This is a genomic window from Streptomyces sp. NBC_01255, assembly GCF_036226445.1.
Lineage (GTDB): Bacteria > Actinomycetota > Actinomycetes > Streptomycetales > Streptomycetaceae > Streptomyces.
Map to the genome: position 1 here is coordinate 5,459,737 of NZ_CP108474.1, position 23,744 is coordinate 5,483,480.

The 23,744-nt window shown below is 69.5% G+C and carries 24 protein-coding genes and 1 riboswitch; of the genes, 17 read left to right on the forward strand and 7 right to left on the reverse strand.

Annotation, left to right across the window (positions count from 1 at the left end; all coding sequences use genetic code 11):
- Window positions 1-83: 83 nt before the first annotated feature.
- The 3 genes from OG357_RS24755 to OG357_RS24765 all read left to right on the forward strand — a co-directional run bounded on the left by OG357_RS24755 (window position 84) and on the right by OG357_RS24765 (window position 1,259).
- Window positions 84-404, forward strand: coding sequence for a DUF3618 domain-containing protein (locus OG357_RS24755; protein WP_329623236.1), 321 nt, complete (start codon window positions 84-86; stop codon window positions 402-404).
- Window positions 405-450: 46 nt separating this feature from the next.
- The gene (locus OG357_RS24760) at window positions 451-789 is read left to right on the forward strand and encodes a GroES family chaperonin (protein WP_317595701.1); all 339 of its coding nucleotides are present in this window, start codon (window positions 451-453) and stop codon (window positions 787-789) included.
- Between the two features lie 55 nt (window positions 790-844).
- Window positions 845-905: riboswitch (guanidine-III (ykkC-III) riboswitch) on the forward strand.
- A gap of 33 nt (window positions 906-938) precedes the next feature.
- Window positions 939-1,259 (forward strand): DMT family transporter, encoded by a 321-nt coding sequence (locus OG357_RS24765; protein WP_329623237.1) that lies wholly within the window; start codon window positions 939-941, stop codon window positions 1,257-1,259.
- Here the strand turns inward: OG357_RS24765 and OG357_RS24770 are convergent.
- On the reverse strand, window positions 1,253-3,409 hold the full coding sequence (locus tag OG357_RS24770) for a transglycosylase domain-containing protein (protein ID WP_329623238.1): 2,157 nt from the start codon (window positions 3,407-3,409) through the stop codon (window positions 1,253-1,255). The genes OG357_RS24765 and OG357_RS24770 overlap by 7 nt on opposite strands.
- 177 nt (window positions 3,410-3,586) lie before the next feature.
- On the opposite strand from OG357_RS24770, the gene OG357_RS24775 reads away from it, so the two are divergent.
- The 4 genes from OG357_RS24775 (at window position 3,587) to OG357_RS24790 (ending at window position 7,619) form a co-directional block, all read left to right on the forward strand.
- Window positions 3,587-4,390 carry an ABC transporter permease gene (locus OG357_RS24775; RefSeq protein WP_329625686.1) on the forward strand — a complete coding sequence of 268 codons (804 nt, stop codon included), beginning with the start codon at window positions 3,587-3,589 and terminating at the stop codon, window positions 4,388-4,390.
- 163 nt (window positions 4,391-4,553) lie between these two features.
- A complete protein-coding gene (locus OG357_RS24780; protein WP_329625687.1) occupies window positions 4,554-5,330 on the forward strand; it encodes an ABC transporter permease in 777 nt (258 codons plus the stop codon).
- 9 nt (window positions 5,331-5,339) lie between these two features.
- Window positions 5,340-6,329, forward strand: coding sequence for an ABC transporter ATP-binding protein (locus OG357_RS24785; RefSeq protein ID WP_329623239.1), 990 nt, complete (start codon window positions 5,340-5,342; stop codon window positions 6,327-6,329).
- A gap of 21 nt (window positions 6,330-6,350) precedes the next feature.
- Window positions 6,351-7,619 (forward strand): DUF445 domain-containing protein, encoded by a 1,269-nt coding sequence (locus tag OG357_RS24790; protein ID WP_329623240.1) that lies wholly within the window; start codon window positions 6,351-6,353, stop codon window positions 7,617-7,619.
- Between the two features lie 5 nt (window positions 7,620-7,624).
- Here the strand turns inward: OG357_RS24790 and OG357_RS24795 are convergent, their stop codons facing one another.
- Together OG357_RS24795 and OG357_RS24800 are read right to left on the reverse strand one after the other, a co-directional pair.
- Window positions 7,625-7,927 carry a hypothetical protein gene (locus OG357_RS24795; RefSeq protein WP_329623241.1) on the reverse strand — a complete coding sequence of 101 codons (303 nt, stop codon included), beginning with the start codon at window positions 7,925-7,927 and terminating at the stop codon, window positions 7,625-7,627.
- A 110-nt stretch (window positions 7,928-8,037) separates the two neighbouring features.
- Window positions 8,038-8,268: a hypothetical protein gene (locus OG357_RS24800; protein ID WP_329623242.1), complete on the reverse strand. Its 231-nt coding sequence runs from the start codon at window positions 8,266-8,268 to the stop codon at window positions 8,038-8,040.
- Between the two features lie 785 nt (window positions 8,269-9,053).
- Between OG357_RS24800 and OG357_RS24805 the strand changes: the two genes are divergently transcribed.
- The 4 genes from OG357_RS24805 to OG357_RS24820 all read left to right on the forward strand — a co-directional run bounded on the left by OG357_RS24805 (window position 9,054) and on the right by OG357_RS24820 (window position 14,435).
- Window positions 9,054-9,743, forward strand: a complete 690-nt coding sequence (locus tag OG357_RS24805; RefSeq protein ID WP_329623243.1) for a hypothetical protein — start codon at window positions 9,054-9,056, stop codon at window positions 9,741-9,743.
- Window positions 9,744-9,767: 24 nt separating this feature from the next.
- Window positions 9,768-11,195, forward strand: coding sequence for a hypothetical protein (locus OG357_RS24810; RefSeq protein WP_329623244.1), 1,428 nt, complete (start codon window positions 9,768-9,770; stop codon window positions 11,193-11,195).
- The gene (locus OG357_RS24815; protein ID WP_329623245.1) at window positions 11,192-13,018 is read left to right on the forward strand and encodes a DEAD/DEAH box helicase; all 1,827 of its coding nucleotides are present in this window, start codon (window positions 11,192-11,194) and stop codon (window positions 13,016-13,018) included. The genes OG357_RS24810 and OG357_RS24815 overlap by 4 nt, the downstream gene beginning before the upstream one ends.
- A 253-nt stretch (window positions 13,019-13,271) precedes the next feature.
- Entirely contained in the window at window positions 13,272-14,435 is a 1,164-nt protein-coding gene (locus OG357_RS24820; RefSeq protein ID WP_329623246.1) for a DNA cytosine methyltransferase, read from the forward strand.
- On the opposite strand, the gene OG357_RS24825 is transcribed toward OG357_RS24820, so the two are convergent.
- From OG357_RS24825 to OG357_RS24835, 3 genes are read right to left on the reverse strand one after another with little or no spacing between them, the layout of a single operon-like run.
- Entirely contained in the window at window positions 14,432-14,884 is a 453-nt protein-coding gene (locus tag OG357_RS24825) for a very short patch repair endonuclease (RefSeq protein WP_329623247.1), read from the reverse strand. The genes OG357_RS24820 and OG357_RS24825 overlap by 4 nt on opposite strands.
- Complete coding sequence (locus OG357_RS24830; protein ID WP_329623248.1) at window positions 14,877-15,797, reverse strand: NaeI family type II restriction endonuclease; 921 nt, start codon at window positions 15,795-15,797, stop codon at window positions 14,877-14,879. The genes OG357_RS24825 and OG357_RS24830 overlap by 8 nt, the downstream gene beginning before the upstream one ends.
- A 43-nt stretch (window positions 15,798-15,840) precedes the next feature.
- Window positions 15,841-16,848, reverse strand: a complete 1,008-nt coding sequence (locus OG357_RS24835; RefSeq protein WP_329623249.1) for an SEC-C metal-binding domain-containing protein — start codon at window positions 16,846-16,848, stop codon at window positions 15,841-15,843.
- 74 nt (window positions 16,849-16,922) lie between these two features.
- Here OG357_RS24835 and OG357_RS24840 point away from each other — a divergent pair, with 74 nt between their 5' ends.
- Together OG357_RS24840 and OG357_RS24845 are read left to right on the forward strand one after the other, a co-directional pair.
- Window positions 16,923-17,771 (forward strand): class E sortase, encoded by an 849-nt coding sequence (locus OG357_RS24840; protein WP_329625688.1) that lies wholly within the window; start codon window positions 16,923-16,925, stop codon window positions 17,769-17,771.
- Between the two features lie 220 nt (window positions 17,772-17,991).
- Window positions 17,992-19,482: a sodium:solute symporter family protein gene (locus tag OG357_RS24845; protein ID WP_329625689.1), complete on the forward strand. Its 1,491-nt coding sequence runs from the start codon at window positions 17,992-17,994 to the stop codon at window positions 19,480-19,482.
- Here OG357_RS24845 and OG357_RS24850 read toward each other — a convergent pair.
- Window positions 19,439-20,818: an MFS transporter gene (locus OG357_RS24850; RefSeq protein ID WP_329623250.1), complete on the reverse strand. Its 1,380-nt coding sequence runs from the start codon at window positions 20,816-20,818 to the stop codon at window positions 19,439-19,441. The genes OG357_RS24845 and OG357_RS24850 overlap by 44 nt on opposite strands.
- A gap of 122 nt (window positions 20,819-20,940) precedes the next feature.
- On the opposite strand from OG357_RS24850, the gene OG357_RS24855 reads away from it, so the two are divergent.
- From OG357_RS24855 to OG357_RS24870, 4 genes are all read left to right on the forward strand, one after another.
- A complete protein-coding gene (locus OG357_RS24855) occupies window positions 20,941-21,489 on the forward strand; it encodes a winged helix-turn-helix transcriptional regulator (RefSeq protein ID WP_329623251.1) in 549 nt (182 codons plus the stop codon).
- A gap of 88 nt (window positions 21,490-21,577) precedes the next feature.
- Complete coding sequence (locus tag OG357_RS24860) at window positions 21,578-21,871, forward strand: DUF6412 domain-containing protein (RefSeq protein ID WP_329623252.1); 294 nt, start codon at window positions 21,578-21,580, stop codon at window positions 21,869-21,871.
- 118 nt (window positions 21,872-21,989) lie between these two features.
- Window positions 21,990-22,718 (forward strand): YidC/Oxa1 family membrane protein insertase, encoded by a 729-nt coding sequence (locus tag OG357_RS24865; protein ID WP_329623253.1) that lies wholly within the window; start codon window positions 21,990-21,992, stop codon window positions 22,716-22,718.
- A 138-nt stretch (window positions 22,719-22,856) separates the two neighbouring features.
- Complete coding sequence (locus tag OG357_RS24870; RefSeq protein ID WP_329623254.1) at window positions 22,857-23,714, forward strand: fumarylacetoacetate hydrolase family protein; 858 nt, start codon at window positions 22,857-22,859, stop codon at window positions 23,712-23,714.
- Window positions 23,715-23,744: the final 30 nt, after the last annotated feature.

Genomic DNA, 23,744 nt, shown 5'->3' on the forward strand with positions numbered 1-23,744 from the left:
TTGGGGGTCGGGCGCGGCTCATCGGCGGTGGAGCTGACAGACTGTCCGTCAACGACCGGATACACGACTACGGAGGCAGCGCGGTGTCGGACGCCAGGACCCCTGCGCAGATCGAGGCGGACATCGTCCGCCGGCGCGAGCAGCTCGCCGTCACTCTCGACGAGATCGGCATTCGGGTGCACCCGAAGACGATCATCGGGGACGCCAAGGCCAAGGTCGCCTCGACGGTCGACCAGACCGCCGGCCGCGCCTTCGTCGCCGTCAACCGGGTCGTCTCGGACGTGAAGGCCCGTTTCACCCACGAGGACGGCGCCCCCCGCCTGGAGCGGGTGGTGCCGGTGGCGCTCGTGGCCGTCGCGGTGGTCGGGCTGATCGCCGCGTCCTCCCGCAGAAGCAAGGGATGACCCCTCCCGGCCGCGGGCGACACGCCCGGGCAGGTAGGTTCGGACCGTGAGCGAGAACACGCACGACAAGCTGCCCATCCGGATGCTCCACGACCGGGTCCTGGTCCGCACCGACTCCCCCGAGGGGGAGCGGCGCTCCGGGGGCGGCATCCTGATCCCGGCGACCGCCGCCGTCGGCCGTCGCCTGTCCTGGGCCGAGGTGGTCGCGGTCGGTCAGAACGTCCGGACCGTCGAGATCGGCGACCGGGTGCTGTACGACCCCGAGGACCGTGCCGAGGTCGAGGTGCGGGGCACCGCGTACGTACTGATGCGGGAGCGCGACCTGCACGCGGTGGCCGCGGACCGTTTCCAGGGTGCGACGGATTCGACCGGCCTGTACCTGTAGGCGTATGAGCCGTGGGCCCTGGTGACCCCTGTCACCAGGGCCTTTGCATGTTCTTTGCTAGTCTGGGGACACCCGACGAGACGCGCCGTACCGGGATGACGACAAGACGACGCACTCCTGTTGTTCCGTCTCGCGGAGGTGTCGTCGTCATGGCCTGGGTTCTTCTCGTCATCGCTGGTCTGCTCGAAGTCGGCTGGTCGATCGGTATGAAGTACACCGACGGCTTCACGCGGCTCTGGCCCAGCGTGTTCACCGGCGCCGGGATCGTCGCCTCCATGCTGCTGCTGTCGCACGCCGCCAAGACGCTGCCCATCGGTACGGCGTACGGCGTGTGGGTCGGTATCGGCGCGGCCGGTGCGGCGGTGCTCGGCATGGTGGTGCTCGGTGAGCCGGCGACCGCCGCCCGGATCTTCTTCGTCTGTCTGCTCCTGGTCGCCGTGGTGGGTCTGAAGGCGACCTCCGGTCACTGACGAGGGGTGCCAGGCGTGGGTAGGGGGCTGCGGGAGACCGCGGCCCCCGGGCCCGCCTCGCCCGTCAGGTACGAATCCTCCTCGCCGTCCGGCATCGGCGGTTCCGGGGGCATCTCCTCCGCCCCCGGCATCAGCCGGAGGTCGAAGTCGCGCGGTGCCGATCCCGTCAGCGCATCCCGGGTGAACTGGGCCCAGATCTCGGCCGGCGCGCCGCCGCCGTTGATCCGGGGCTGTCCGAGCGCTCCGTAGAGCGGTTCCTGGCGTCCCGATTCGGGGTCCTGGCCCATCAGCGCGACGACCGTCGCGAGTTCCGGGGTGTAGCCGGCGAACCAGGCGGCCTTGTCGTCCTCCGCCGTGCCCGTCTTGCCCGCCGCCGGCCGCCCCGCGACCTGCGCCGCCGTGCCCGTGCCCGTCTCGACGACGCTCCGCAGGATCGACGTGGTCGTGTCGGCGGCCTCCCGGCTGACTGCCTGCCGGGCCGGGCGGGACGGCAGGTCGACCGTCTCGCCGCCCCTCGTGACGGCCTCGACGAGGGTGTACGTGCCGTGCCGGCCGTGCGCGGCCAGCGTCGCGTAGGCCGAGGCCATGTCGAGGACGCTGGCGGTGGCCGGGCCGAGGGCGATGGAGGGGGAGGCGGTGAGGTCGGGGGTGGAGCCGGGCAGGCCGAGGGCGATGGCGGTCCGCCGTACGTGCGCGGGGCCGACGTCGACGGCCATCTGGGCGTACACGGCGTTCACCGACAGGTCGGTGGCCTCGCCGACGGCGATCTCGCCGTAGCTGGCGTCGTCCTCGTTGGCGGGGTCGTAGGGGCTGCCGCTCCAGCCCTCGACCGGGCGCCGGTTGGTCCCGTCGTACAGGGTGTACGGGGTGATGGGCATCCCGTACTGGGTCTGCGCCCCGCTCTGCACGGCGGCGGTGAAGACGAAGGGCTTGAAGGTGGAGCCGACCTGGTAGTCGCGGCGCGTGGCGTTGTTGACGTACTGCTGGGTGTAGTCGATGCCGCCGTACATCGCGAGGACCTTGCCGGTCGCCGGGTCGACGGCCGCCGCCCCGACGCGTACGTAGCGGTCGGCGGGGGTGCGGTCCGGGGCGAGCAGGGAGATGACCCGGTCCTCGACGGCCTGGACGAGCGTCTCCTGCTTGGTGCGCTCCAGGGTGGTGGTGATGCGGAAGCCGCCGCCGGCGAGGGTCTTCTCGTCGATGACGCCGCGGCCGGTCAGGTACTCCTCGACGGCCTGGACGAGGTAGCCGCGCTGTCCGGAGAGGCCGGTGGCGGGGCGGGCGGTCTGGGGGAGGGGGAAGCGGGCGGCGGCGCGGTCGGCGCGGCCGAGCCAGCCCTCGGTGACCATGCCGTCGAGGACGTAGTTCCAGCGGGCGACGGCCTTGCCCCGGTTCTCGGGGTGGGTGGTGACGTCGTAGGCGCTGGGGGCCTTGAGGAGGGAGGCGAGGTACGCGCCTTCGGCGGTGTCGAGCTGTTCGACGTCCTTGCCGTAGTAGGCGCGGGCGGCGGCCTGGATCCCGTAGGCGTTCCGGCCGAAGTAGCTGGTGTTCAGGTAGCCCTGGAGGATGTCCTCCGCGCTCTTCTCGCGGCCCAGTTTGATCGCGATGAAGAACTCCTTGGCCTTGCGGGTGAGGGTCTGCTCCTGGCCGAGGTAGTAGTTCTTGACGTACTGCTGGGTGATGGTGGAGCCGGACTGGCGGCCCTTGCCGGTGACGGTGTTCCAGGCGGCGCGGACCATGGCCTTGGGGTCGACGGCGCGCGAGGTGTGGAAGTCGCGGTCCTCGGCGGCGAGGACGGCCTGGCGGACGTCGAGGGGGACCTGGTCGAGCCGGACGTTCTCGCGGTTGACCTCGCCGTCGCGGGCGATGGGGCTGCCGTCGCGGTAGAGGTAGACGTTGGACTGGGCCAGGGCGGCGGCGTTGGCGGGCGGGATGTCCACCAGGAGGTAGCCGGCGACGAAGGCTCCGGCGAGGAGCAGCGCGCCGAGCAGGGCGAGGCCGAACAGGGTCCGCAGGGCGCGTCGGAGGCGTCCGGCGCGCGGGGGACGCTTTCGCGCGGGAGGTGGCGGAGCGGAGAGGGTGGGGTCCCTCGGCTCCCAGCCCGGACGGGATGGCCGGGGCGTGTCGCTCGTACCGGAGGAAGGGGGCATGGCACCCCATATTGCCCCGGAAGATGACGAAAGTCCGTAACGCGACCCGAAAGTGACACCAAGGGCGGCGCGAAAACCGCTCGCGGTGAGGAGTCGTGCCTCGCTAGGGTCGTGCGCTTCGGCGTTTTTCGGCGCATTACGCACCCTTCCGGGTGTGTTCCGGGGAGGAGAGGCATGCTGCGGCTGTACGCGACGGTGGCCGCGGGTGGCTTCCGGCGCCATGCGACCTACCGCGTGGCGACGGTGGCGGGGGTGTTCACCAACACCGTCTTCGGCTTCATCCTGTCGTACACGTACATCGCCCTGTGGGACGAACGGCCGCAGCTCGGCGGCTACTCCATGGACGACGCCCTCGCCTATGTGTGGATCGGTCAGGCGCTGATCACCGTCTGCGGGCTGATGGGCGGCGGCTTCGAGGAGGAGCTGATCGAGCGGATCAGGACCGGGGACATCGCGGTCGACCTCTACCGTCCCGCCGACCTCCAGACCTGGTGGTTCTCCGCGAACCTCGGCCGGTCGGCCTACCAGCTGCTCGGCCGCGGGGTCGTCCCGATGGCAGTCGGCGCGCTCGTCTTCGACTTCACCCTGCCGCAGGGCCCCGGGACATGGCTCGCGTTCCTGGTGGCGGTGGCGCTCGGCGCGACCGTCAGCTTCGCGATCTGGTACCTCGTGGCGATGAGCGCGTTCTGGCTGCTCGACGGCCAGGGCGTGGTGCAGGTGGCCTGGCTGGGCGGCCTGTTCTTCTCGGGGATGCTGCTCCCGCTGAACGTCTTCCCGGGCGCGCTGGGCGAGCTGGCACGGGTGCTGCCGTGGGCGTCGATGCTCCAGGTGCCGGCCGACGTGTACCTGGGGAAGTACGCGGGCGGGCGGGAGCTGGCGGGGGCGTACGCCTTCCAGGGGTGCTGGGCGCTGGTGCTGTTCGGGGCGGGGCGTGCGGCGCAGGCGGCGGCGACGCGGAAGGTGGTGGTGCAGGGTGGCTGACGACGTACTCCGTACGGGCGGGGCCGACGACGTACTCCGTAGGGGCGGGGCCGACGACGTACTTCGTACGGGTGAGGGGTCGCGGCCCGGCACCGGGCCCCTGGCCGACTCCTGCTCCCGGCGTACGTACGGGCCGGTGTCGGAGTCCTGGCGCACGTACCGGATGGTCGCCGGGATGTGGATCCGGTCGACGATGACGTACCGCTCCTCCTTCGCCCTGACCCTGGCCACCAGCTTCTGCGTCACCTTCTTCGACTTCGTCGTCATCCTGCTGATGTTCGGTCAGGTGAAGGGCCTGGGCGGCTTCTCCTTCGCGGAGGTCGCGCTGCTGTACGGGACGACGGGCACGTCCTTCGGGATCGCGGACCTGACGATGGGCTCGCTCCAGCGGATGGGGAAGCGGGTCAGGGACGGCTCGCTCGACACGTTCCTGATGCGCCCGGCGCCGCTGCTCGCGCAGGTCGCGGCGGACAAGTTCGCGCTGCGCCGGTTCGGGCGGGTCGCGCAGGGCCTGCTGGTCCTCGTCTGGGCCCTGGTCCTGCTGGACGTGGCCTGGACGCCGGTGAAGGTGCTGCTCCTGCCGGTGATGCTGCTCTCCGGGGCGGTGATCTTCGCGGCGCTGATGGTGCTGGGCGCGTCCGTCCTGTTCTGGGTGCAGGACGCGGCCGAGGTCACGAACTCGTTCACGTACGGCGGGAACACGCTGCTCCAGTACCCGCCGACGATCTTCGCGCAGGAGCTGGTGCGGGGGGTCGTGTACGTCGTACCGCTGGCGTTCGTGAACTGGCTGCCCGCGCTGTACGTCCTCGGCCGGCCGGCCCCGGAGGGCGTGCCGGACTGGGCGGTGTTCGCGTCGCCGCTGGTGGCGGCGGTCTGCTGCGGGGTGGCGGGGCTCGCGTGGCGGGCGGGAATCCGTTCGTACCGATCGACAGGAAGCTGAGGCTCGTACATGTCCGAGGTCAAGCCGTTCATCGAACTCGACTCCCTGGAGAAGACCTTCACGGTCCGCCGCAAGGAGGGGTTGCTGCGGCGGTCGAAGCGCGAGGTCCGGGCGGTCGACGGCATCAGCTTCGGCGTCGACCGCGGGGAGATGGTCGGCTACATCGGCCCGAACGGGGCCGGGAAGTCGACCACGATCAAGATGCTCACCGGCATCCTGACCCCCAGCGGGGGCCGGCTGCGGGTCGCGGGCATCGACCCGTCGCGCGAGCGCACCCGCCTGGCGCAACGGATAGGAGTGGTATTCGGCCAGCGGACGACGCTCTGGTGGGACCTGCCGCTGAAGGACTCGTACCGGCTGATGCACCGCATGTACCGGATCCCGGACGCCCGCTTCCGGGAGAACCTCGACCGCTGCGTGGAGCTCCTGGAGCTGGGTGACCTCCTCGACGTACCCGTCCGCCAGCTCTCCCTCGGCCAGCGGATGCGCGGCGACATCGCGGCGGCTCTGCTCCACGACCCGGAGGTGCTGTATCTGGACGAGCCGACGATCGGCCTGGATGTGGTGTCGAAGGCGAGGGTGAGGGAGTTCCTGAAGGAACTCAACACGACGCAGGGCACGACGGTCCTGCTCACCACCCACGACCTGACCGACATCGAGCAGCTGTGCTCGCGGGTGATGGTGATCGACCACGGGAAGCTGATGTACGACGGGGAACTGGCCGGGCTGCACGCGGTCGGCGAGAGCGAGCGGCTCCTGGTGGTGGACCTGGAGCGGGAACTGCCCCCGATCGAGGTGCCGGGAGCCCGCTTCGTACGGAGGGAGGGCCCCCGCCAGTGGCTGGCCTTCCCGGCCTCGTCCTCGGCGGCGCCGCTGGTGGCGGAGGTGGCGGCGAGGTACCCCCTTCTCGACCTCTCGGTGCGGGAGCCCGACATCGAGGCGGTGATCGCGAAGATGTACGGGGGAACTCGCGAGGAGCGCCGGGAGTCCCTGATGTAGGGATGGAGGAGGTGCAGTCCATTGGTGAGTTTCTCGTACACAGCGGCTGACGAGGAGAAGAGCAGAGGCGTCCGGCGGATGAAAACGCTGGCGACGTCGCTGCTGGTGGCGGTGGCGGTGATCTACGCGCTGGCTACGTGGGCGCGGAGCTCGGGGGCAGGACCCTGGGCGGGTTACGTGGCCGCGGCGGCGGAGGCGGGCATGGTCGGCGCGCTGGCCGACTGGTTCGCGGTGACGGCCCTCTTCAAGCGCCCGCTGGGTCTGCCGATCCCGCACACGGCGATCATCCCGACGAAGAAGGACCAGCTGGGCGCCTCGCTGGGCTCGTTCGTAGGCGAGAACTTCCTCTCCGCGGACGTCGTACGGGGCAGGCTCCAGGCCTTCGGCATCGGACGGCGGCTGGGGACGTGGCTGGCGGACCCGGCGCACGCGGACCGGGTGACGGCGGAGGCGTCGACGGCGCTGCGGGGCGCGCTGACGGTGCTCCGCGACTCGGACGTGCAGGCGGTCGTGGGCGAGGCGATCACGCGCCGGGCGGAGGCTGCGGAGATCGCCCCAGGCCTGGGAAAGACCCTCGAAAAGATCGTCGCGGACGGCGCACACCACCGCGCGGTGGACCTGATCTGCACGCGCGCGCACGACTGGCTGGTGACACACGGCGACTCGGTCATGGACGCGGTGCAGGGCGGCGCGCCGGGCTGGACGCCCCGCTTCGTCGACAAGCGCATCGGCGAACGCGTCTACAAGGAACTGCTCCGCTTCGTGACGGAGATGCGGGACATGCCGGCCCACCCGGCGCGCGGGGCGATCGACCGCTTCCTGACGGACTTCGCGGCCGACCTCCAGGCGGACACGGACACGAGGGCCCGCGTGGAACGCCTGAAGGCGGACCTCCTGGCCCGCCCGGAGATCCAGGACATCATCGCCTCGGCCTGGTCCTCGATCCGTACGCTCATCATCGCGGCGGCCGAGGACGACCGAAGTCAACTCCGCCTGCGCGCCCGCGCCTCGCTGATGTCCCTGGGCAGCCGCCTGGCGACGGACGCCCGCCTCCAGGCGAAGGTCGAGGGCTGGGCGGAGGACGCGGCGGCGTACGTGGTCACGACGTACCGGTACGAGATCACGTCCCTGATCACGGACACGGTCGCCGGCTGGGACGCCACCCAGACCTCGAAGAAGATCGAGGCCAACATCGGCCGCGACCTCCAGTTCATCCGCATCAACGGCACGGTGGTGGGCGCGCTGGCAGGCCTCGTGATCTACACCTTCAGCCACGCACTGGGCGGCTGAGGGTCTCAGCCCTTGTCACGGGTGACGGCCCAGGAGGCAGCGGCCATACCTCCGGCCACGGAGAACACCGCAGGCCAGGCCCCGATCTTCTTCGCGAGCGGATGGGACCCGGCGAACGCGGCCACGTAGGCACCGGTCAGCCCGACGGCCGCCCTGGCCCCACCCACCTGCTGCCACTCCCGAGCGGCAAGAGCCCCGGCCCCGGCGAGCACGACCCCACCGAGCGGCCGCTTCTTGGTCCACCGGGCAACGGCATAACCCCCGACGAGCCCGGCGGCGGCTATGGCGGGGGAGGGGATACGGGGCATGGCGGGGCCTTTCGGGATCTGGTGCTTACGGGTTTGAACCTAACAAGGGGCCGAACCGTCCCGGCGCCGCAGTCGGGTGTCATCTGGCTTTTCCGATGTCCCGTTCTTTGTCAGGTCTGCGCCGGCGTCCGGGCAAGAGCGGCCCGGAGGATCGCGCCGGCATCATCCGGCAACCCCAGCGCGTGCAGCTCGACCGCGATGCGCATGACGTCCTCTTCGGCACGGCTCCGGCCGTTGATGCCGATGGCGGTTTCCGCGAGGTCATCCTGTCCTTCGCGCAGCAGCGCGATGGACGCGGCGCTCTCCAGAGGGGTCAGTGACGTCGAAGCGTCCTGAATCAAGGCGACCGCGTATCCGATTTGCCCCCTTCTGTGGAGGCTGGTGGCGCTGGTGGCGAGTTGCTGAGCCGCAGCCACATCGCGAGCTCTGCGCTGCCGGTCCCCCGCTGGAAGGGGGACCGGCAGCGGACCATGCGGTGCGGATCCGGCCGGATTGCGTCCACCAGCGCTAGCAGGTTGCGGGGATCTCGGAGTGGCCTGGTGGTCAAGAAGCCGGCTGTTCTCGCTGCGAAGGCGCTCGTTTTCGCTCCGCAGAGGGCTGCAGTTCCGGCAGAGGGTTGCCTCAGCAGCTGCATGGAGATCACGGAGTTCTGCCGTGGAGATCACAACTGTGTTGGGCGCCGCCCGCTTGACGGCGAGTCGGTGGAGCAGAAGAACGAACTCGATGGGCGGCTTCCTGCGCCCACTGCGGTAGCGGGAGATCTCGCTCGGATCCTTCTGCCATCCATCCGCCGCCAGGAGTTCTGACGCTTGGGCCAGTGTCTCTACGGCCAGGTGCCGGTAGAGAACGGCTACCGCCTGAGCGAGTGCCCTCCTGCCCGGCGGCAGATCTGTTCTCGCCGCGCCTGCCACGCTTCTTTCCGCCATCGCCACCCCCTGCGAGTGAATGCATTCCATTGTGCAGCAAGGGTTTTGACTACCTTGCGCGCAAAGCCAGCCGGGAGTAGACGGCACCTCCGTGCGCAGTACTGAATGGGTGGGTCAGCCGAAGCGCGGCAGGGCATTCCCACGAGGTGTGCGCTGTCAGGCGAAGGCTCTCCAAGGTGTTCGTTGAGCGGAGGTTGCAAGTGGCTGTGCCGTCGTGGCTCGACAAGGCGTTCGGAAGCAAGGTGCGTGCCGGCCTGTGGCTGGTGTCGGAGGTAGGGGAAGGCAACATCTTCACCAAGGGCCAGCTGAGGGCCGCGTTCCCTGAGGTGGCGCAGATCGACCGGCGGGTGCGCGACTTGCGGGATCACGACTGGCAGATCGACACCAGGCGGGAGGACGAGACCCTCCATCTCGACGAGCAGCGCTTCGTGAAGAAGGGCGCTGATGTCTGGCTTCCTGGGCAGTCCAAGTCGCCGAAGGAGAAGTCGGGACTGACGTCGGCTCAGAGGACCAAGGTCCTGGCCGCTGACAGTTTCCTCTGCCGGTCCTGCGGCATCGGTGCGGGTGAATCGTTCAGCGATGGCGGCCAGGGCGCTCAGCTGGACGTGGCGCGCCGCCAGGTTCAGCTTCCGGACGGGACGAGTGAGACCCAGCTCGTCACCGAGTGCAACAGGTGCCGTGTGGGTGGCCGTCAGCGTCAGGCCGATCTGCCTGGCATCCTGGGCCGCTTGGAGCGCCTTACTCCGCTGGAGCGGGACGTTTTCATCAGCTGGCTGAACGCCGACCGCCGTGACCCCAGCCCGCTGGAGCGGCTCTGGGGGGAGTACCGCACCCTGCCTGAGGCAGCGCGTGACGCTGTGCGGGACGCTGTGCACGGCATGGGTAAGTAGTAGACGAGGGGATGCAGTAAGCAGATGAAGCAGGAATTTCCGACGCCGCCGCGCGCTGCCGAGTTCAGCGACCAGGTCACGAAGCGGCTTCAGGACGTGAAGAGCGCCGGCGGAACCCGCGAGACGGTCACGGTGGACTGGAACGGCCAGGCGCTTCACTGCGAGGTGATCGACTGCACCATCAGCTCTGTCTTCCACAACCCCGGAACCCACCGCATCCGCGCGCAGCGCAGCCATGACCCCTCCAAGGACGCGGTCTTGGCCGCAGACCCTTGGACGGGAGGCAGCCAGGATTACCTGCAGTTTCTTCTCCAGGCTGACCCGGCTGATCCCAACCGCAGGGATCCGGACTTCGACAAGCTGAAGGAAAGCCTCGACCAGTTCGGTCAGAACGACCCCGGCCTCATCACGCACCACGGCATCCTCGTCAACGGCAACACGCGTATGGCGGCACTCCGCGAGCTGGGTCAGCAGTCGATGCGAGTGGGCGTTCTGCCGGAGTGGTTCACCTGGGACGACATCAACTCCGTTGAGCTGGCGCTCCAGCTTCGCCGGGATCACCGGCGGGACTACTCGTACATCAACCGCCTGCTCGCCATGGAGGAGCAGGCCGGCCTCGGCAGGACGCCTGACGCGATCGCGAAGGACTTCCGCATCCGGCCGTCCACCTACCACCAGGAGCGCTGGATCCTGGCCACGATCCGCGAGCAGATCTCCCGCAGCGCGAACGGCGACGTGGCTGGGCTGCGGCTCGTGGACTTCGAGGACCACCAGGAGAAGCTCAAGGAACTGCACCGCGCGTACGAGAAGCTGTTCGCGGCCGACCCAGACCGTGCGGACGTGCTGAAGGAGCTCCGCATGGCGGCCATCGTCATGGGCTTCGCCAAGACAGACGTACGGCACATCGATGAGGGCTTCCGGGACCGGTACCTGTCCCGGACGATGCCCGCGGGCTTCAGTGAGCCGGCGGGCGAGCAGGCGGCCGTGGCCGTACCGGGTCTGAGCGGTGTGACGCTTCCGGGCGCTTCCTCCGCAGTATCGGCGGCCCGCGCTCTGAACGACAAGGTGCTTCGTGCGAAGGCGATGGCCGGCGCCTCCAGCGGCATGGCCTCGGACCAGGACAGGAGGCGGGCTCAGGACGTCTTCCAGGAGGCGCGCGAAGCCTTCGACCAGGCGATTGACGCGGCGGGCCGTGACGCCAGGCTCAAGAAGAGGAAGCAGATGGCACCCGCCCGTATCGCGGACGCCTGTGCCGACATCGACCAGAGCGTCGTGGAGCTCGTGCAGGCGCGGGCGTCACGCAGCCTCGACGAGGAAGCGCTCGACGAGGCTGTACTGAAGCTGCGCGAGAGCCTGCGCAAGCTCGCTCAGCAGGCTGGGCGGGGCTCCTCGACTCCCGGTGACGGTGTGGCCTGGCTCATCGAGGCCGTGGCCCTGGAAACATCGGGATGAGCGAGCTCACCGCAGGCATGTCACTCCGTCTCGACTTCGATGAGACGCGCACGAAGGTCGTTTTCCGGACGACGCATGAGTACCGGGACGAACTCGTACAGCTGGCCGCCCAGTTCCGCTCGGGCGGCCAGCTCGGTCCCGTAGCCGCCGTAGTGGAGCTCAACGACCTGCTGGGAGGCCTGGGAGCACTCTCGACCTGGTCGGACACCTCAGGTGTCGAGTGGGCTCCAGAGCTTCAGGAACTGGTCGTCGGTGTCCTTCAGGACGCCCAGGCGGTCAAGCAGCGTCTGGACGCGCCGGACCACGCGGGAGAGGTCCAGCCCGACGAGGTTCCCTTTCTGCTGGGAGAGGAGTGGAAGGCGGACCTCAGTGACTTCCAGCGCCGCGATGTCGCCAAACTGCTCACGCTTCAGCATGGAGCCAACTTCAGCGTTCCCGGCGCAGGCAAGACGCGTGTGGGCCTGGCTGTCTACGCCAGCCAGAAGGCGCAGGGGAAGGTCAGCCGACTGCTCATCGTCTGCCCCAAGTCCGCTTACGAGGCATGGCAGTACGAGAGTGCGGTCTGCTTCCGTCATGCACTGCGGACCAACATCCTCGGGCAATCCCATGACCAGTGGGCGGAGGTGCTGATCGTGAACTACGAGCGGCTGGACCGCTCGCTCACGGCGTTGGCCGCATGGCTGAAGGCAGCCCCCTCGATGATCATTCTCGACGAGGCGCACCGGATGAAGCTTGGCGCGCGGGGCACGTATGGCGCCGCGTGTATGGCTCTCGGGCCGCTCGCCCGGCGCAGGCTGATTCTCACCGGTACGCCGGCGCCCAACGGAGCGAAGGACCTGGAGAATCTGCTCGGCTTCGTCTGGCCTGGGCATGGCCAGCGCACGGTTTCGCAGGCGGTCGCCGGCGGGGACCTGGCGTATGCGAGCACTGTCCTGCGGCCCCTGTTCACCCGCACGACCAAGCAGGAACTCGGGCTCCCGCCGATGTCTCTCCAGATGCGATACGTGGACATGCCGCCGCTGCATGAGGAGATCTACGCGTCCCTGGTCGGGGGAGAGGCGAGCGGTGCGGCGCGCGAAGATCTCAGTGTACTGGGGAAGACGGCCCTGCGGCTGCTGATGGCGGCGGTGTGCCCTGCGCTCCTTACCGAGGGAACGAACCGGTACGACCCGCTTGCCTATCAGCTTCCGCCGCTGGAAGTCCCGCAGGGAAGCTCCCTGTACGCCTTGATGCAGAACCTTCCTGATCACGAGATGTCGCCCAAGTACCAGGAAGCGGCACTTATTGTGGCGGAGAACGCGGAAAAGGGGCGTAAAACTCTGGTCTGGACGACATTTGTCCGGAGCCTCGCCACGCTTGAGAAGCTTCTCGGGAAGTTCGGTCCCGCAGTTGTATACGGTGGAACTCCCGACAGGGAGGAGCAGCTGCGGCGCTTCCGTGAAGATCCGGACTGCATGGTGCTGATCTCCAATCCGGCCACTCTGGGTGAAGGGATCAGCCTGCATCAGGTGTGCCATGATGCGGTCTACGTGGACCGCGACTTTATGGCCGGTCGTTTCCTTCAGAGCATGGACCGGATTCACCGTCTTGGACTCTCTCCGGATACCGAAACGAACGCCACGGTGCTTGTCGCCCGGAATACCGTCGATGAAGTGGTGATGACGAGGCTTGAGCAGAAGCTGGTTTTCATGGGCAGGATCCTTGATGATCCGTCGGTGCAGCAGCTCGCGGACCTCGAGGAGGAGCCCGCGGTGGCAGCGGGGCTGGCGCCGAGCGACATGGCCGCCCTGCTGAGTCACATGGGGGTTCCTGCCGTCAGGTGACGGGGCGGTGCGCGGTGGGTGCGGCGGTCACGTGCCTGCTCCTCGCTCTCTGGGCGTGCGGGAGGATCCCTGTGACCAGGGGGCGGGCGCATCGCCGCCACCGTCCCTGAGTGGTGTTTCGTGCGGGCGTGGAACCAGGGCGGGGCGTGGCACGCCGGGGCCGGCTGGCCTGGGAGACTGTAGCGACGCCGGGGGATGTCACTGGCGGATGCGACACTTGCGTGTCTGCAGTCAGTCACACCAGGAGGCTCCGATGAGTTCCAGCGGTCAGCCGCTGACGTCGATTGAGATCTGTGCGGGGGCGGGAGGCCAAGCGGTCGGTCTTCACAGGGCCGGGTTCCGGCACCTCGCGCTTGTTGAGATCGATACACACGCAGCGAAGACGCTGGAACTCAACGTCATCAAGGGTGAGCGCTGGGGTGCCGACGTTGCGGCAGAGTGCGACGTACTTGAAATGGATGTGACAAAGTTCCAGCCTGCCAGGGATCTTGAGAAGTTCAACGCGCGTATGGGGCGCTCTATCGAGAAGAGAGAACTCGGGCTTCTTGCCGGAGGCGTCCCTTGCCCTCCCTTTTCTGTCGCGGGAAAGCAGCTGGGCAGGGATGACGAGAGGGATCTCTTTCCGACGATGCTCGATCTTGTCGAGGAGCTGGAGCCCCGCGCGGTGATGATCGAGAATGTCGCGGGACTGGTCAAGCCCCGAGACAAGTTCTTTGAGTATCGCGAGGAGATCAAGCAGCGTCTTCGCAAGGCCGGATACGTCGTGTGCGGCTGGAGGCTTCTTGAGGCCGCCGACTACGGAGTACCGCAGCTACGGCCCCGGGCCATCCTCGTCGCCATTCGAGCGGATCAGTACAGGGGATTTGACTGGCCCGTGCCCAGGAGGCAGCGGGTCACGGTTGCCGCAGTCCTCGAGGATTCCATGAAGCGTCGCTTCGTTGAGGCCGGCCGCCTTGAGGGTTTTGACAAGTGGCTCGATGACGCCAGCAGCGGGGGCGTGGCTCCCACGCTCGTAGGCGGATCCAAGAAGCATGGCGGCGCCGACCTTGGCCCTACCCGGGCCAAGAGGGCTTGGGCCGCGCTCGGCGTGAACGGTATGGGTGTCGCCAACGACGAGCATGAAGTGAACCTGGACAGGGATCTCGGAAACCTGCAGAAGGGGATCGGCCCCATGCTGACCGTAGAGCAGGCGGCGATGATCCAGGGCTTTCCCGAGAAGGCCGAGTGGGAGTTCGCCGGCCGGAAGACCGCGCGGTACCGCCAGGTGGGCAATGCCTTCCCGCCGCTGGTGGCCGAGGCTGTGGGCCGTGCGATCAAGGAGGCCCTGGAGCGTGAGGGTGCCGTGCTCGTCCCCCCCACTGGAGACCTGGAACCCGACGGCACGACGTGGGAGTCGGCTCAGAGCACCCTTGTCTAAGGCGCGGGTCGCCTTCTGGCCACGGTTCGGGTGATCTCAGCCGCGCATTCCTCTGCGGCCGCGTGCTCCCAGAAGCGCAGCACCAGCCACCCCGCAGCTGTGAGCCGCTGGTCGGTATCGCGATCCCGGGCTACGTTCCCTTCGACCTTCTTCGACCAGTAGCCGGGGTTGGTTTTGGGGGGAACGTAGTGCTCGGGGCAGCCGTGCCAGTAGCAGCCGTCGATGAACACGGCTACTTTCGCGGGCCGGAACACCATGTCCGCAGTTCGGCGAAGATCTGGCAGCGGTTTGGCGGCCACGCGGTAGCGGAGCCCCTGAGCGTGGACAAGCCGACGGATGGCCTGTTCTGGCTTGGTGTCGCGGCTGCGGATGGCCTGCATGTTCCTGCGTCTGGCGGCGGAAGAGGCCCAGGACCCCTCGGGCGGGGTCCATCCCGCGTTCTCAGGCACTGAATCCGCTTCCTTGCCCGGTGAGGCTGTCACCTGGTGCTGGTGGCGCGTCCCCAGTGGCACCGTCCCGTATGGCTATCCACTCCCCAGCCTGAAGGGAGATTCCCCGGGCCGCCCCCGCATCACGTCCGCAGAGCAGCGTCAGCCCCTCTGCGGCGGCGGCTTGCTTCACGTCCCTGGCTCGGCGCATGGGGTCGTGGCTCCGTGCCACCGTAAGGAGTGTGTTGCGCGGGATGACGCGCCCTTCAAGTGCCCGGAACATGATCAGCAGCCGTTCCACCTGCCCAGGCTTGTCTGCAAGGACCTGAAGGGCCACGTCCTCGGGCAGGTACTGGAGGGGATTGACGGGCAATGGTGCCCAGTCATACAGAGGTATGCTCCAGCGTTCACGAGCCTCGGCGGCCAGGCCCCGCTTGCCGTCGTTGTTTCCTTTTCCACGGTAGAGCCAAGAGCGGTGTGTCCGCACGAGCCAGGTTTTGTGCCGGTTGTTCTTCAGTTGTATCTGGGTACAGAGGCAGAGCTGGCAGTGGGCCTCTGCAGGGATAGCCCAGTTGCTTCCCACGGTTGCTTTGATGTCTACAGGTACGCCCGCGATGTGCGTGTCCAGGGGCCTTGTCTTGGGCAGAGAGAAGCTTCGGAGGACTTCGTACTCAAGCTTCGCGCCCACGGACGCTCGCTCGCCGGGGTGTACCTCTGGCGAACGGAGGTCGAACCTACCGGTCCTGCCACCGTCGAGAACGTAGTCGATCGAATTCCTTACCGACTCCGTATAGATGTGGGCAACGGGCCATTCCCTGAGCCAGCTGAGGACGGACTGTGCCTCTGCATCGTCGGCAGGGTCCAGCAGAACGTGGTCGCCTACATCTCTGTTTGCACAGAGATCTCCAGGTTCCTGGAGGACAAGCCTAGCCATCCCAGGTATCCGTCCTTGTTGCGCGGGTTTGGAGCTGAGCCTCTCATGGCTGCTCCGTCCCGTGGCATTCCCCGTACGTCGCCTCCGAGCCGCACCAGCACGCCGCGTCGGAGGTCGGGGGCCAGGCTGTGGCGCGGCCGCGGGCCGCCAGGGTGGTGGCGTATTGGGGGAGGAGGTCCGCGTTTGACGGGCGGGTGGATTCCGAGGCTGCGAAGGCTTCGTAGGAGGGGACCGTCGCTCGGACGATGCCCAGGTTCGGGGTGCCCGCCTGGGAGAGTTCTCGGAGGGAGGCCTCGATGTCCGTCAGGTGCGCTCTGTACGTGGGGTACTCGGCTTCCAGTTCCGGGTACGCCGCCAGGAGTTCGTCGAGTTCCGCTTCTGGCCAGTGCAGGACCGCCACCGGGAAGGGGCGGGACAGGGCCGTGCGGTAGGTGCCCAGTTCCGAGCGGAGGCGGGTGATCTCGGCCTGGAGTTCCGCCGGGTCCGAGGAGCCCAGCGACCAGAGGCGCTTCGGGTCGTGGAGCTCGTCCAGGGGGACCGCCGCCGTGTGCAGTCGGTCCGCCAGGGTGTCCCAGTCGTCGTGCGGCAGCGCCAGCATCCTGCGGATCCTGTGCCGGGTGATCAGGAGGGACTGGGTGGGGTGGGGGAGCCCCTCCGGCACACCGGGGATGAGGAGTGTCGCTCCTTCCGTGAGCGTGGCCTCCGCCGCCTCCAGTTCGTCGTGGGCCTCCAGCGTCTCTGCCGTGATCTCCCACGGGGCCGCGTCCGCCGGCCTGGCGCGCCGGACGCCGTCGATGATCGCCCGCGCCTCCGCCTCGTGGCCGTACTCCCAGAGGTTCGCCGCCTTCAGCGCCCTGATCAGGAGCGGGTTCGCCGGCTCACTGGAGAGGAGCTCGTCGTAGAGGGCCGTCGCCCCCGGGCGGTCGCCCGCCAGTTCCCGGTGGGCCGCGGCCTGGAGGTACAGCGGTTCCCGGTCTCCCGGGTACTGCGCTGCCGTACGCAGCAGGCGCTCGGCTTCGGTGGTGTGGGCGGCAGGAGTGTCGGGGCGCATGCCTTCACCGTACTGCTGTACGGGCCTGGAGAGTTGGCGCCTCAGCGCTTATCGTGCCCCGCGTGCGGGACACGATGCGGGGCGGAGTGCGGGAGCGAGTGCCGGTCGTCGTCCAGGCGAGCGGGCGGCGACGTACGAGCGCCCGCGTGCTGTGGGTGTGTGCCGAGACCGTCGTCACCTGCGGCGTTCTCGTACTGCTTCTCGTCGTGCACCAGCTCTGGTGGACCAACCAACAGGCCCGCGCCGAGGCCCGCGAGCAGGTGAGCGTCCTTGAGCGGGAGTGGGAGATCTCTCCCCCCGTGGACGGCGTGGACGGCGTGGACGGGGCGGATGGTGTGGCCGATGTGAACGATGCAGCTGATGCGACGGCTGAGCCTGGGGATCTTGCCGGGGAGTCCGGGGAGCCTGAGCATGATGCCGGGGAGGACGGTGGCGCTTCGCCCTCCGCCCCCGCCTCCTCACCCCGTACCCCGCCCGCCCCCGACTCCCGCGCCTTCGCCATCCTCCGTATCCCCCGCCTCGGCGTCACCGCTCCCGTCGCCCGCGGCATCTCCAAGCGTTCCGTCCTCGACAAGGGGTACGTCGGGCACTACCCCGGCAACGCCGGGCCCGGGCTTCCCGGGAACTTCGCCCTCGCCGGGCATCGCAACACCCACGGCGAGCCCTTCCGGTACATCAATCGGCTCCGCGAGGGCGATCGCATCAGCGTCCGGACTCGGGAGCGGACCTATACCTATCGCGTCGACCAGGTTCTCCCGCAGACCGCTCCCCGTGACGTCGGGGTCATCCGGGCCGTTCCGCGGTCTCTCGTCAAGCCGTCCTACGGGTATTCCACCGCCGGGGCCTATCTCACCCTCACCACCTGCACCCCCGAGTTCAGCAGCGCCTATCGGCTCGTCGTCTGGGCGAAGCTGGTCTCCTAGCTAGGGTCGACCGGGTGATCAGACGTAGGCCCCAGTTGCTCTGGCTTCTCTTCCCGTACGTGTTGTTCGTCGCCGCGCTGCCGCTGGTGAACTCCGTTCCCTTGTTCGTCCTGTGGCTGTTCGGGGCCACGGTTCTCACGCCTTGTGCTGTCGGTCTGGCCCGAAGGGGGGACCGGTCGTGAGTTCCGCCGCCGTCGCCGTGTCCGTCTTCGGTGTGTTCATGGTGCTCACCGTTCTTCTCGGCCTTCTCGCCGTGAGGAGGGAAGCCAGTGGCGGGCTCGACGGGTGGTCCGTCGGCGGGCGGTCGCTCGGGCCGGTGTTCATCTGGGTGCTGATGGCGGGGGAGGGGTACACCAGCTTCAGTTATCTCGGTGCCGCCGGCTGGGGCTACAACTACGGCGCCCCCGTGCTGTACGTCGTCGCCTACATGTCCTGTGGGTACGCGGTGGGGTATGTCGTCGGGCCCATGCTCTGGGGGTACGCCCGCAAGCACGGGCTCGTCTCCCTCAGCGACATCACCGCCCACCGCTACCGCAGCCCCTGGCTCGGCGCGGCCGTCGCCGTCCTCGCGACCGCCTTCCTCCTGCCGTACATCCAGCTCCAGATCACCGGCATGGGCGTGGTCGTGTCCACGATCTCGTACGGCACGATCGGCCTCGGCCCCGCCTACTTCCTCGCCTTCGCCGTCACCACCGGCTTCGTCGTGGTCAGCGGGCTCCGCGGCAGCGCCTGGGTCTCCGTCCTCAAGGACGCGCTCGTGATTCTCACGCTGGGGTTTCTCGTCGTGTACGTGCCGCTGCACTACTTCGGCGGCTTCGGGGAGTTCTTCGGGCGGCTCGTCGACGAGAAGAGCGAGTGGCTCTCCCTTCCCGGGCACGGCGGCGAGCAGAGCGGGTACGGCGTCGGCTGGTTCGCCTCCACCACCGTCCTCAACTCCCTCACCGTGGTGATCTTCCCGACCACCGTCGCCGGGTATCTCGGGGCCCGTGACGCCGACACCCTCCGGCGCAACGCCGTCTGGCTCCCCGCCTACAACGTCCTTCTGTTCGTTCCCATGCTCCTCGGCACCGCCGCCCTCTTCGTCGTCCCCGGGCTCGTCGGCGCCGAGTCGAACCTCGCCCTCTTCAAGCTCGTCACCGACTCGCTCCCCGCCTGGGCCGTCGGCCTCGTCGGCGTGGCTGCCGCGCTCTCCTCGATCGTGCCCATGGCCGTGTTCATGCTCGTCATCGGCACCATGTGGGGGCGGAGCGTGCTCTCGCTCGCGCCCCGCCTGCGCCACCGCGAGAAGGGCGCCGCCCAGCTCGTGGTCGTCGTCACGGGGACCCTCGCCCTCGTCATGACGTACACCGCGCCCAACACCCTCGTCCGCCTCTCCCTCATCTCCTACGAAGGCATGGCCCAGCTCCTGCCACTGGTGCTGCTGGGGCTCGTGTGGCGGCGGATGACTCTGCGGGGCGGGGAGTGCGGGCTCGGGGTCGGCGTCGCGGTCGTCTGCGCGCTCGTCTTCTCCGGGAACGATCCGCTGTGGGGCGTCAACGCCGGGCTGCTCGCCCTCGTCGTCAATCTCGCCGTGGCCGTCTCCGTCAGCCTCCTCGGGCCGCCCGAGGTCGGTGACGACCGGGGCGACGAGGACGTCCTCGCCCTGGAGGAGTTCACCGACGCGGCCGTCAGCCCCGCCGCCTCCCCGGCCGCTTCCCCAGTACGAGGGTGATCGCGGCGCCGGTCAGGGCCAGGCCCGCCGAGACCAGGAGCGCCGTGTCCGGGCCGGCCGTCGTCAGTGCGAGCGTCAGGGCCACGCCCGCCGCGGAACCGATGTAGCGGGCGGTGTTGTTGGCCCCCGAGCCCATCGCCGCTCGCTCCGGCGGTACGGAGTCGACGGCGAGCCGGGGCAGCGCCGCGTTCAGGAGGCCGCTGCCCGCGCCCGCCACGAGGAGGCCGGGGAGGAGGCGCGGCCACGGGCCTTCCAGGCCTCCGAGGAGGGCCAGGACTCCTGCCGCCGACAAGACGAAACCCAGGGTCAGTTGGTACGCGGCGGACAGCCGGCCCGCCAGGCGGCGCGCCTGGAGGGCCGCCACGAACGCGGTGCCCGACCAGAGGACGAACAGCCAGGCCGCCCCCAGCGGCGACATCCCCGCCCCGCTCTGGAGCAGCGCGGGCACCACGCTGAACAGGCCGATCACCGCCAGACCCGTGAACAGCGCCCCCAGCGTCGACGCCAGGAACGCCGGCCGGCGCAGGAGCGCCAGGTCGAGCATGGGCGTACGGCTCCGGTGCTCGACCGCCGCGAAGATCGCGGTCAGCGCGACGGCCGTCAGGAAGAGGAGGCCTACCGGGGCCCGTAGCCAGCCGTCCCTGCCCAGCGTGAGCGCGGTGAGCAGTGCCGCCAGGGCCAGGCCGAGTGCGACCGCGCCCGGGATGTCGGGGCGGGTTCGTACCGGCCGCTGCGTGGTGTCCCGTGGGAGTCCGTAGGTCCCCGCCGCCGCGATCACCAGCGCCCCGAGGCCCAGCACCGCGTACGCCAGGCGCCAGTCCACCAGGCTCAGCGCGCCCGCGAGCAGCGGGCCGAGCGCGATGCCGCCGCTCACCGACGCCCCCCATATGGCGGTCGCCCTGATTCGGTCGCGGCCCGAGGGGTACGCGTCGGCCAGCAGGCCCAGGCTGCCCGCGAGGACCGCCGCGCTCGCCGCGCCCTGCGCGATCCGCGCCAGGGTGAAGGCGAGGGTGGAGCCCGCGAAGGCGCCGAGGCCGGTGGTGACGCCGAGGGCGAGGGTGCCGAGGAGGAAGACCCGGCGCCGTCCGTGCGCGTCGGCGAGGCTGCCCGCCACCAGGAGGAGGACGGCGAGGCCGAGCGGCGTGCCGTTGAGCAGCCAGGCGCGGGCCGATTCCGGGGTCCCGAAGGCGGCGGCCGTGTCGGGGAGCGTGAGCATCGGGGCCGTGTAGTTCATCAGCGCGACGGCCGTGGCGGCGCCGGTGACGGCGAGCGTGGCGGAGGGGCGGGCCGGTCGTGTGTGCGTATGAGCTCCGGAGGTGGTGGCTGGCTGGGGCATGGCAGGGGCCTCCACCCGTCAGTCGATCATTCGGCAGGTGATGTGACATCATCGGTTCGGTGAATGAACCTAAGCTAGCAGCTCGGTTCGTTCACTGAACCTTGAATGGGTACGATGGCGTCATGGCTCTCGGCAAGGACTACGCCCACCAGCAGTGCTCCATCGCCCGCGCCCTCGAGGTCGTCGGCGAGCGCTGGACCCTCCTCGTCGTCCGCGACGCCTTCTACGGCGTCCGCCGCTACAACGACTTCCTCGTTCACCTCGGCGTCCCCCGCGCCGTCCTCGCCGCCCGCCTGCAGACCCTCGTCGAGGCCGGCGTCCTCGACCGGCGGCGCTACCAGGAATCGCCCCCGCGCGACGAGTACGTGCTCACCGAGCGCGGCCTCGCCCTCTGGCCCGTCCTGCGCGCCCTCGGCGCCTGGGGGCGTGCCGAGGTCCCCGGAGCCGTACCGGTGCGCCACTTCCACCACGCCGCCTGCGGCACCGAGCTCGGCCCGTACGGCGAATGCCCCGCCTGCCGCGTCCCCGTGCCGCCCGCCGACGTCGAGATGCGGCCCGGCGCCGGGCTCGACCCGGACCCCGGCGACCCGGTCGGCCGTGCCCTGCTCCGGCCCCGCCGGCTGCTCCTTCCCCTTGCCCCTCTCGATTCCTCCGGGCGCGGGAACTCCTGATCGAGCCCGTGCGTCTTCTGGGTGGGAAAGATCGAGAGACGTGAACCATCGAGAGATGTGCGAGAGACGTGCGAGAGGGGGTGGCGAGATGACTGTCAGGAGCCTGCTCCTGCGCGTGCTCGCGCCGCTGTTCTCCCTCCTCGCCCTCGCCGGCCTCCTCCTCTCCGACGGCGCGGGCCTCGCCGCCGTCGTCCTCGCCGCGACCTCCGTCGTCTGCGCCCTGATCGGCGCCCCCACGGCTCCCGCCGTCCCGGCGACCCGCGTGCGTACGGCGATACGTGACCGCGAGCGGCGTACCGCCTTCCTGCCCCAGCGCGATCCTGACGCCGCCGGCCGCCGCAGACCCCGAGCTCCCGGCCGTCCCCTCCCGACGGCCGCGTAGGGAGCCACGCCGGAGCCCCGCACGAGGGGGCGCCCGCACACCGGAAGGTCCTCACGCGGATCCGTCATGCCGAGACCCGAATCTCTCCCGGCACGACGAGACCCCACGGAGGGCTCCCTTGTCCGTTTTCGCTTCCCTGGTCGAGCGGCTCGCCGACCTGCTCCAGCCGCTCTTCGCCACCACCGCCACGGCCGCCGCGATCATCCTCTTCACGATGCTCGTACGCCTCGCGGTCCACCCGCTGTCCCGGGCTGCGGCCCGCGGTCAGAAGGCCCGCACCCGGATAGCCCCGCAGCTCGCCGCCCTCCGCAAGAAGCACGCCAAGAGCCCCGAGCGCCTCAAGAAGGCGATGCTGGAGCTGCACGCCAAGGAGAAGGTCTCGCCCTTCGCCGGGATCCTGCCCAGCCTCCTCCAGGCGCCCGCGTTCCTCCTGATGTACCACCTGTTCTCCGGTGACCGGATGGCCGGGCACACGCTCTTCGCCGCCCCGCTGGGCGACCACTGGGCCGACGCGCTCTCCCACGGCGGCGTGTTCGGCCCGGCGGGGCGGGTCTACCTCGTCCTCTTCGCGGTCGTCACCGCCGTGGCCGTCTTCAGCTACCGCCGTACGAAGCGGCAGCTCGCCGCCCAGCCCCTCGACCTGGGACAGCCCACGCCCGGCGCGGGCGCGATCGCCAAGGTGATGCCGCTGCTCTCCTTCGCCACCCTGATCACCGTCGCCGTCGTCCCCCTCGCCGCCGCCCTCTACGTCGTCACCAGCACCACCTGGAGCGCCGTCGAGCGGGCCTTCCTCTTCCGGGAGGAGAGCGGAAGGAAGCCCTCCGGCGCCGTTGCTACTCGTGCGTAAGGGTCCAGTGCGTGAACGGGGTCTTGCAGAGTGACCCGATGTCTTGGAGGATCGACCAATCCTCCGATGGCCGCACTCCATCGGCCGGGGCACCCTCAGGGCCCTTCCCGGGCCCACCTCGACCACCGGGAGAAGACCATGAAGCTGCTGCGTGTAGGCCCGCCGGGAGCCGAGCGTCCCGCCCTGCTCGACGAGGACGGCACCCTTCGTGACCTGTCCGCGCTTGTCGACGACATCGACGGCAATCTGCTCGCCGACGCCTCCACGCTCGACCGGATCCGGGGCGCGGCCGGGGCCGGTGTGCTGCCCGAGCTCGACGCGACCGGGCTGCGCGTCGGCCCGCCGGTCGGCCGGATCGGCAAGGTCGTGTGCATCGGGCTGAACTACCACGGCCACGCCGCCGAGACCGGCCAGGCCACCCCGGCCGAGCCCGTCGTCTTCCTCAAAGCCGCCGACACCGTCGTCGGCCCGGACGACACCGTGCTCGTGCCGCGCGGCTCGGTCAAGACGGACTGGGAGGTGGAGCTCGCGATCGTCATCGGCCGCACCGCCCGCTACCTGGAGACCGACGAGGAGGCCCTCGCGCACGTCGCCGGCTACGCGGTCGCCCACGACGTCTCCGAGCGCGAGTGGCAGATCGAGCGCGGCGGCACCTGGGACAAGGGCAAGAACGCCGAGACGTTCAACCCGCTCGGTCCCTGGCTCGTCACCGCCGACGAGGTGCCCGACCCGCAGGCCCTCTCCCTCCGCCTCTGGGTCAACGGCGAGCTCAAGCAGGACGGTCACACCTCCGACCAGATCTTCCCGGTCGCGGAGGTCGTCCGGTACGTCAGCCGGTTCATGACCCTCTACCCGGGCGACATCATCAACACCGGCACGCCCGCCGGCGTCGCCATGGGGCAGCCGGAGCCCAAGCCGTACCTGCGCGCCGGTGACGTCGTCGAGCTGGAGGTCGAGGGGCTCGGCCGGCAGCGCCAGGAGCTCAAGAGCGCCTGAGGGCGGAGTACGGGCCGCCTGAGGGTGGCT

Bases quoted from the DNA above. Each gene is read 5' to 3' on its own strand.
- OG357_RS24770 (WP_329623238.1), bottom strand. From the start codon at position 3,409: ATGCCCCCTTCCTCCGGTACGAGCGACACGCCCCGGCCATCCCGTCCG.
- OG357_RS24830 (WP_329623248.1), bottom strand. From the start codon at position 15,797: ATGGCTAGGCTTGTCCTCCAGGAACCTGGAGATCTCTGTGCAAACAGA.
- OG357_RS24870 (WP_329623254.1), top strand. From the start codon at position 22,857: ATGAAGCTGCTGCGTGTAGGCCCGCCGGGAGCCGAGCGTCCCGCCCTG.
- OG357_RS24835 (WP_329623249.1), bottom strand. From the start codon at position 16,848: ATGCGCCCCGACACTCCTGCCGCCCACACCACCGAAGCCGAGCGCCTG.
- OG357_RS24860 (WP_329623252.1), top strand. From the start codon at position 21,578: ATGACTGTCAGGAGCCTGCTCCTGCGCGTGCTCGCGCCGCTGTTCTCC.
- OG357_RS24850 (WP_329623250.1), bottom strand. From the start codon at position 20,818: ATGCCCCAGCCAGCCACCACCTCCGGAGCTCATACGCACACACGACCG.
- OG357_RS24785 (WP_329623239.1), top strand. From the start codon at position 5,340: ATGTCCGAGGTCAAGCCGTTCATCGAACTCGACTCCCTGGAGAAGACC.
- OG357_RS24815 (WP_329623245.1), top strand. From the start codon at position 11,192: ATGAGCGAGCTCACCGCAGGCATGTCACTCCGTCTCGACTTCGATGAG.
- OG357_RS24855 (WP_329623251.1), top strand. From the start codon at position 20,941: ATGGCTCTCGGCAAGGACTACGCCCACCAGCAGTGCTCCATCGCCCGC.
- OG357_RS24820 (WP_329623246.1), top strand. From the start codon at position 13,272: ATGAGTTCCAGCGGTCAGCCGCTGACGTCGATTGAGATCTGTGCGGGG.
- OG357_RS24845 (WP_329625689.1), top strand. From the start codon at position 17,992: ATGGTGCTCACCGTTCTTCTCGGCCTTCTCGCCGTGAGGAGGGAAGCC.
- OG357_RS24810 (WP_329623244.1), top strand. From the start codon at position 9,768: ATGAAGCAGGAATTTCCGACGCCGCCGCGCGCTGCCGAGTTCAGCGAC.
- OG357_RS24780 (WP_329625687.1), top strand. From the start codon at position 4,554: ATGGTCGCCGGGATGTGGATCCGGTCGACGATGACGTACCGCTCCTCC.
- OG357_RS24840 (WP_329625688.1), top strand. From the start codon at position 16,923: ATGCGGGGCGGAGTGCGGGAGCGAGTGCCGGTCGTCGTCCAGGCGAGC.
- OG357_RS24795 (WP_329623241.1), bottom strand. From the start codon at position 7,927: ATGCCCCGTATCCCCTCCCCCGCCATAGCCGCCGCCGGGCTCGTCGGG.
- OG357_RS24765 (WP_329623237.1), top strand. From the start codon at position 939: ATGGCCTGGGTTCTTCTCGTCATCGCTGGTCTGCTCGAAGTCGGCTGG.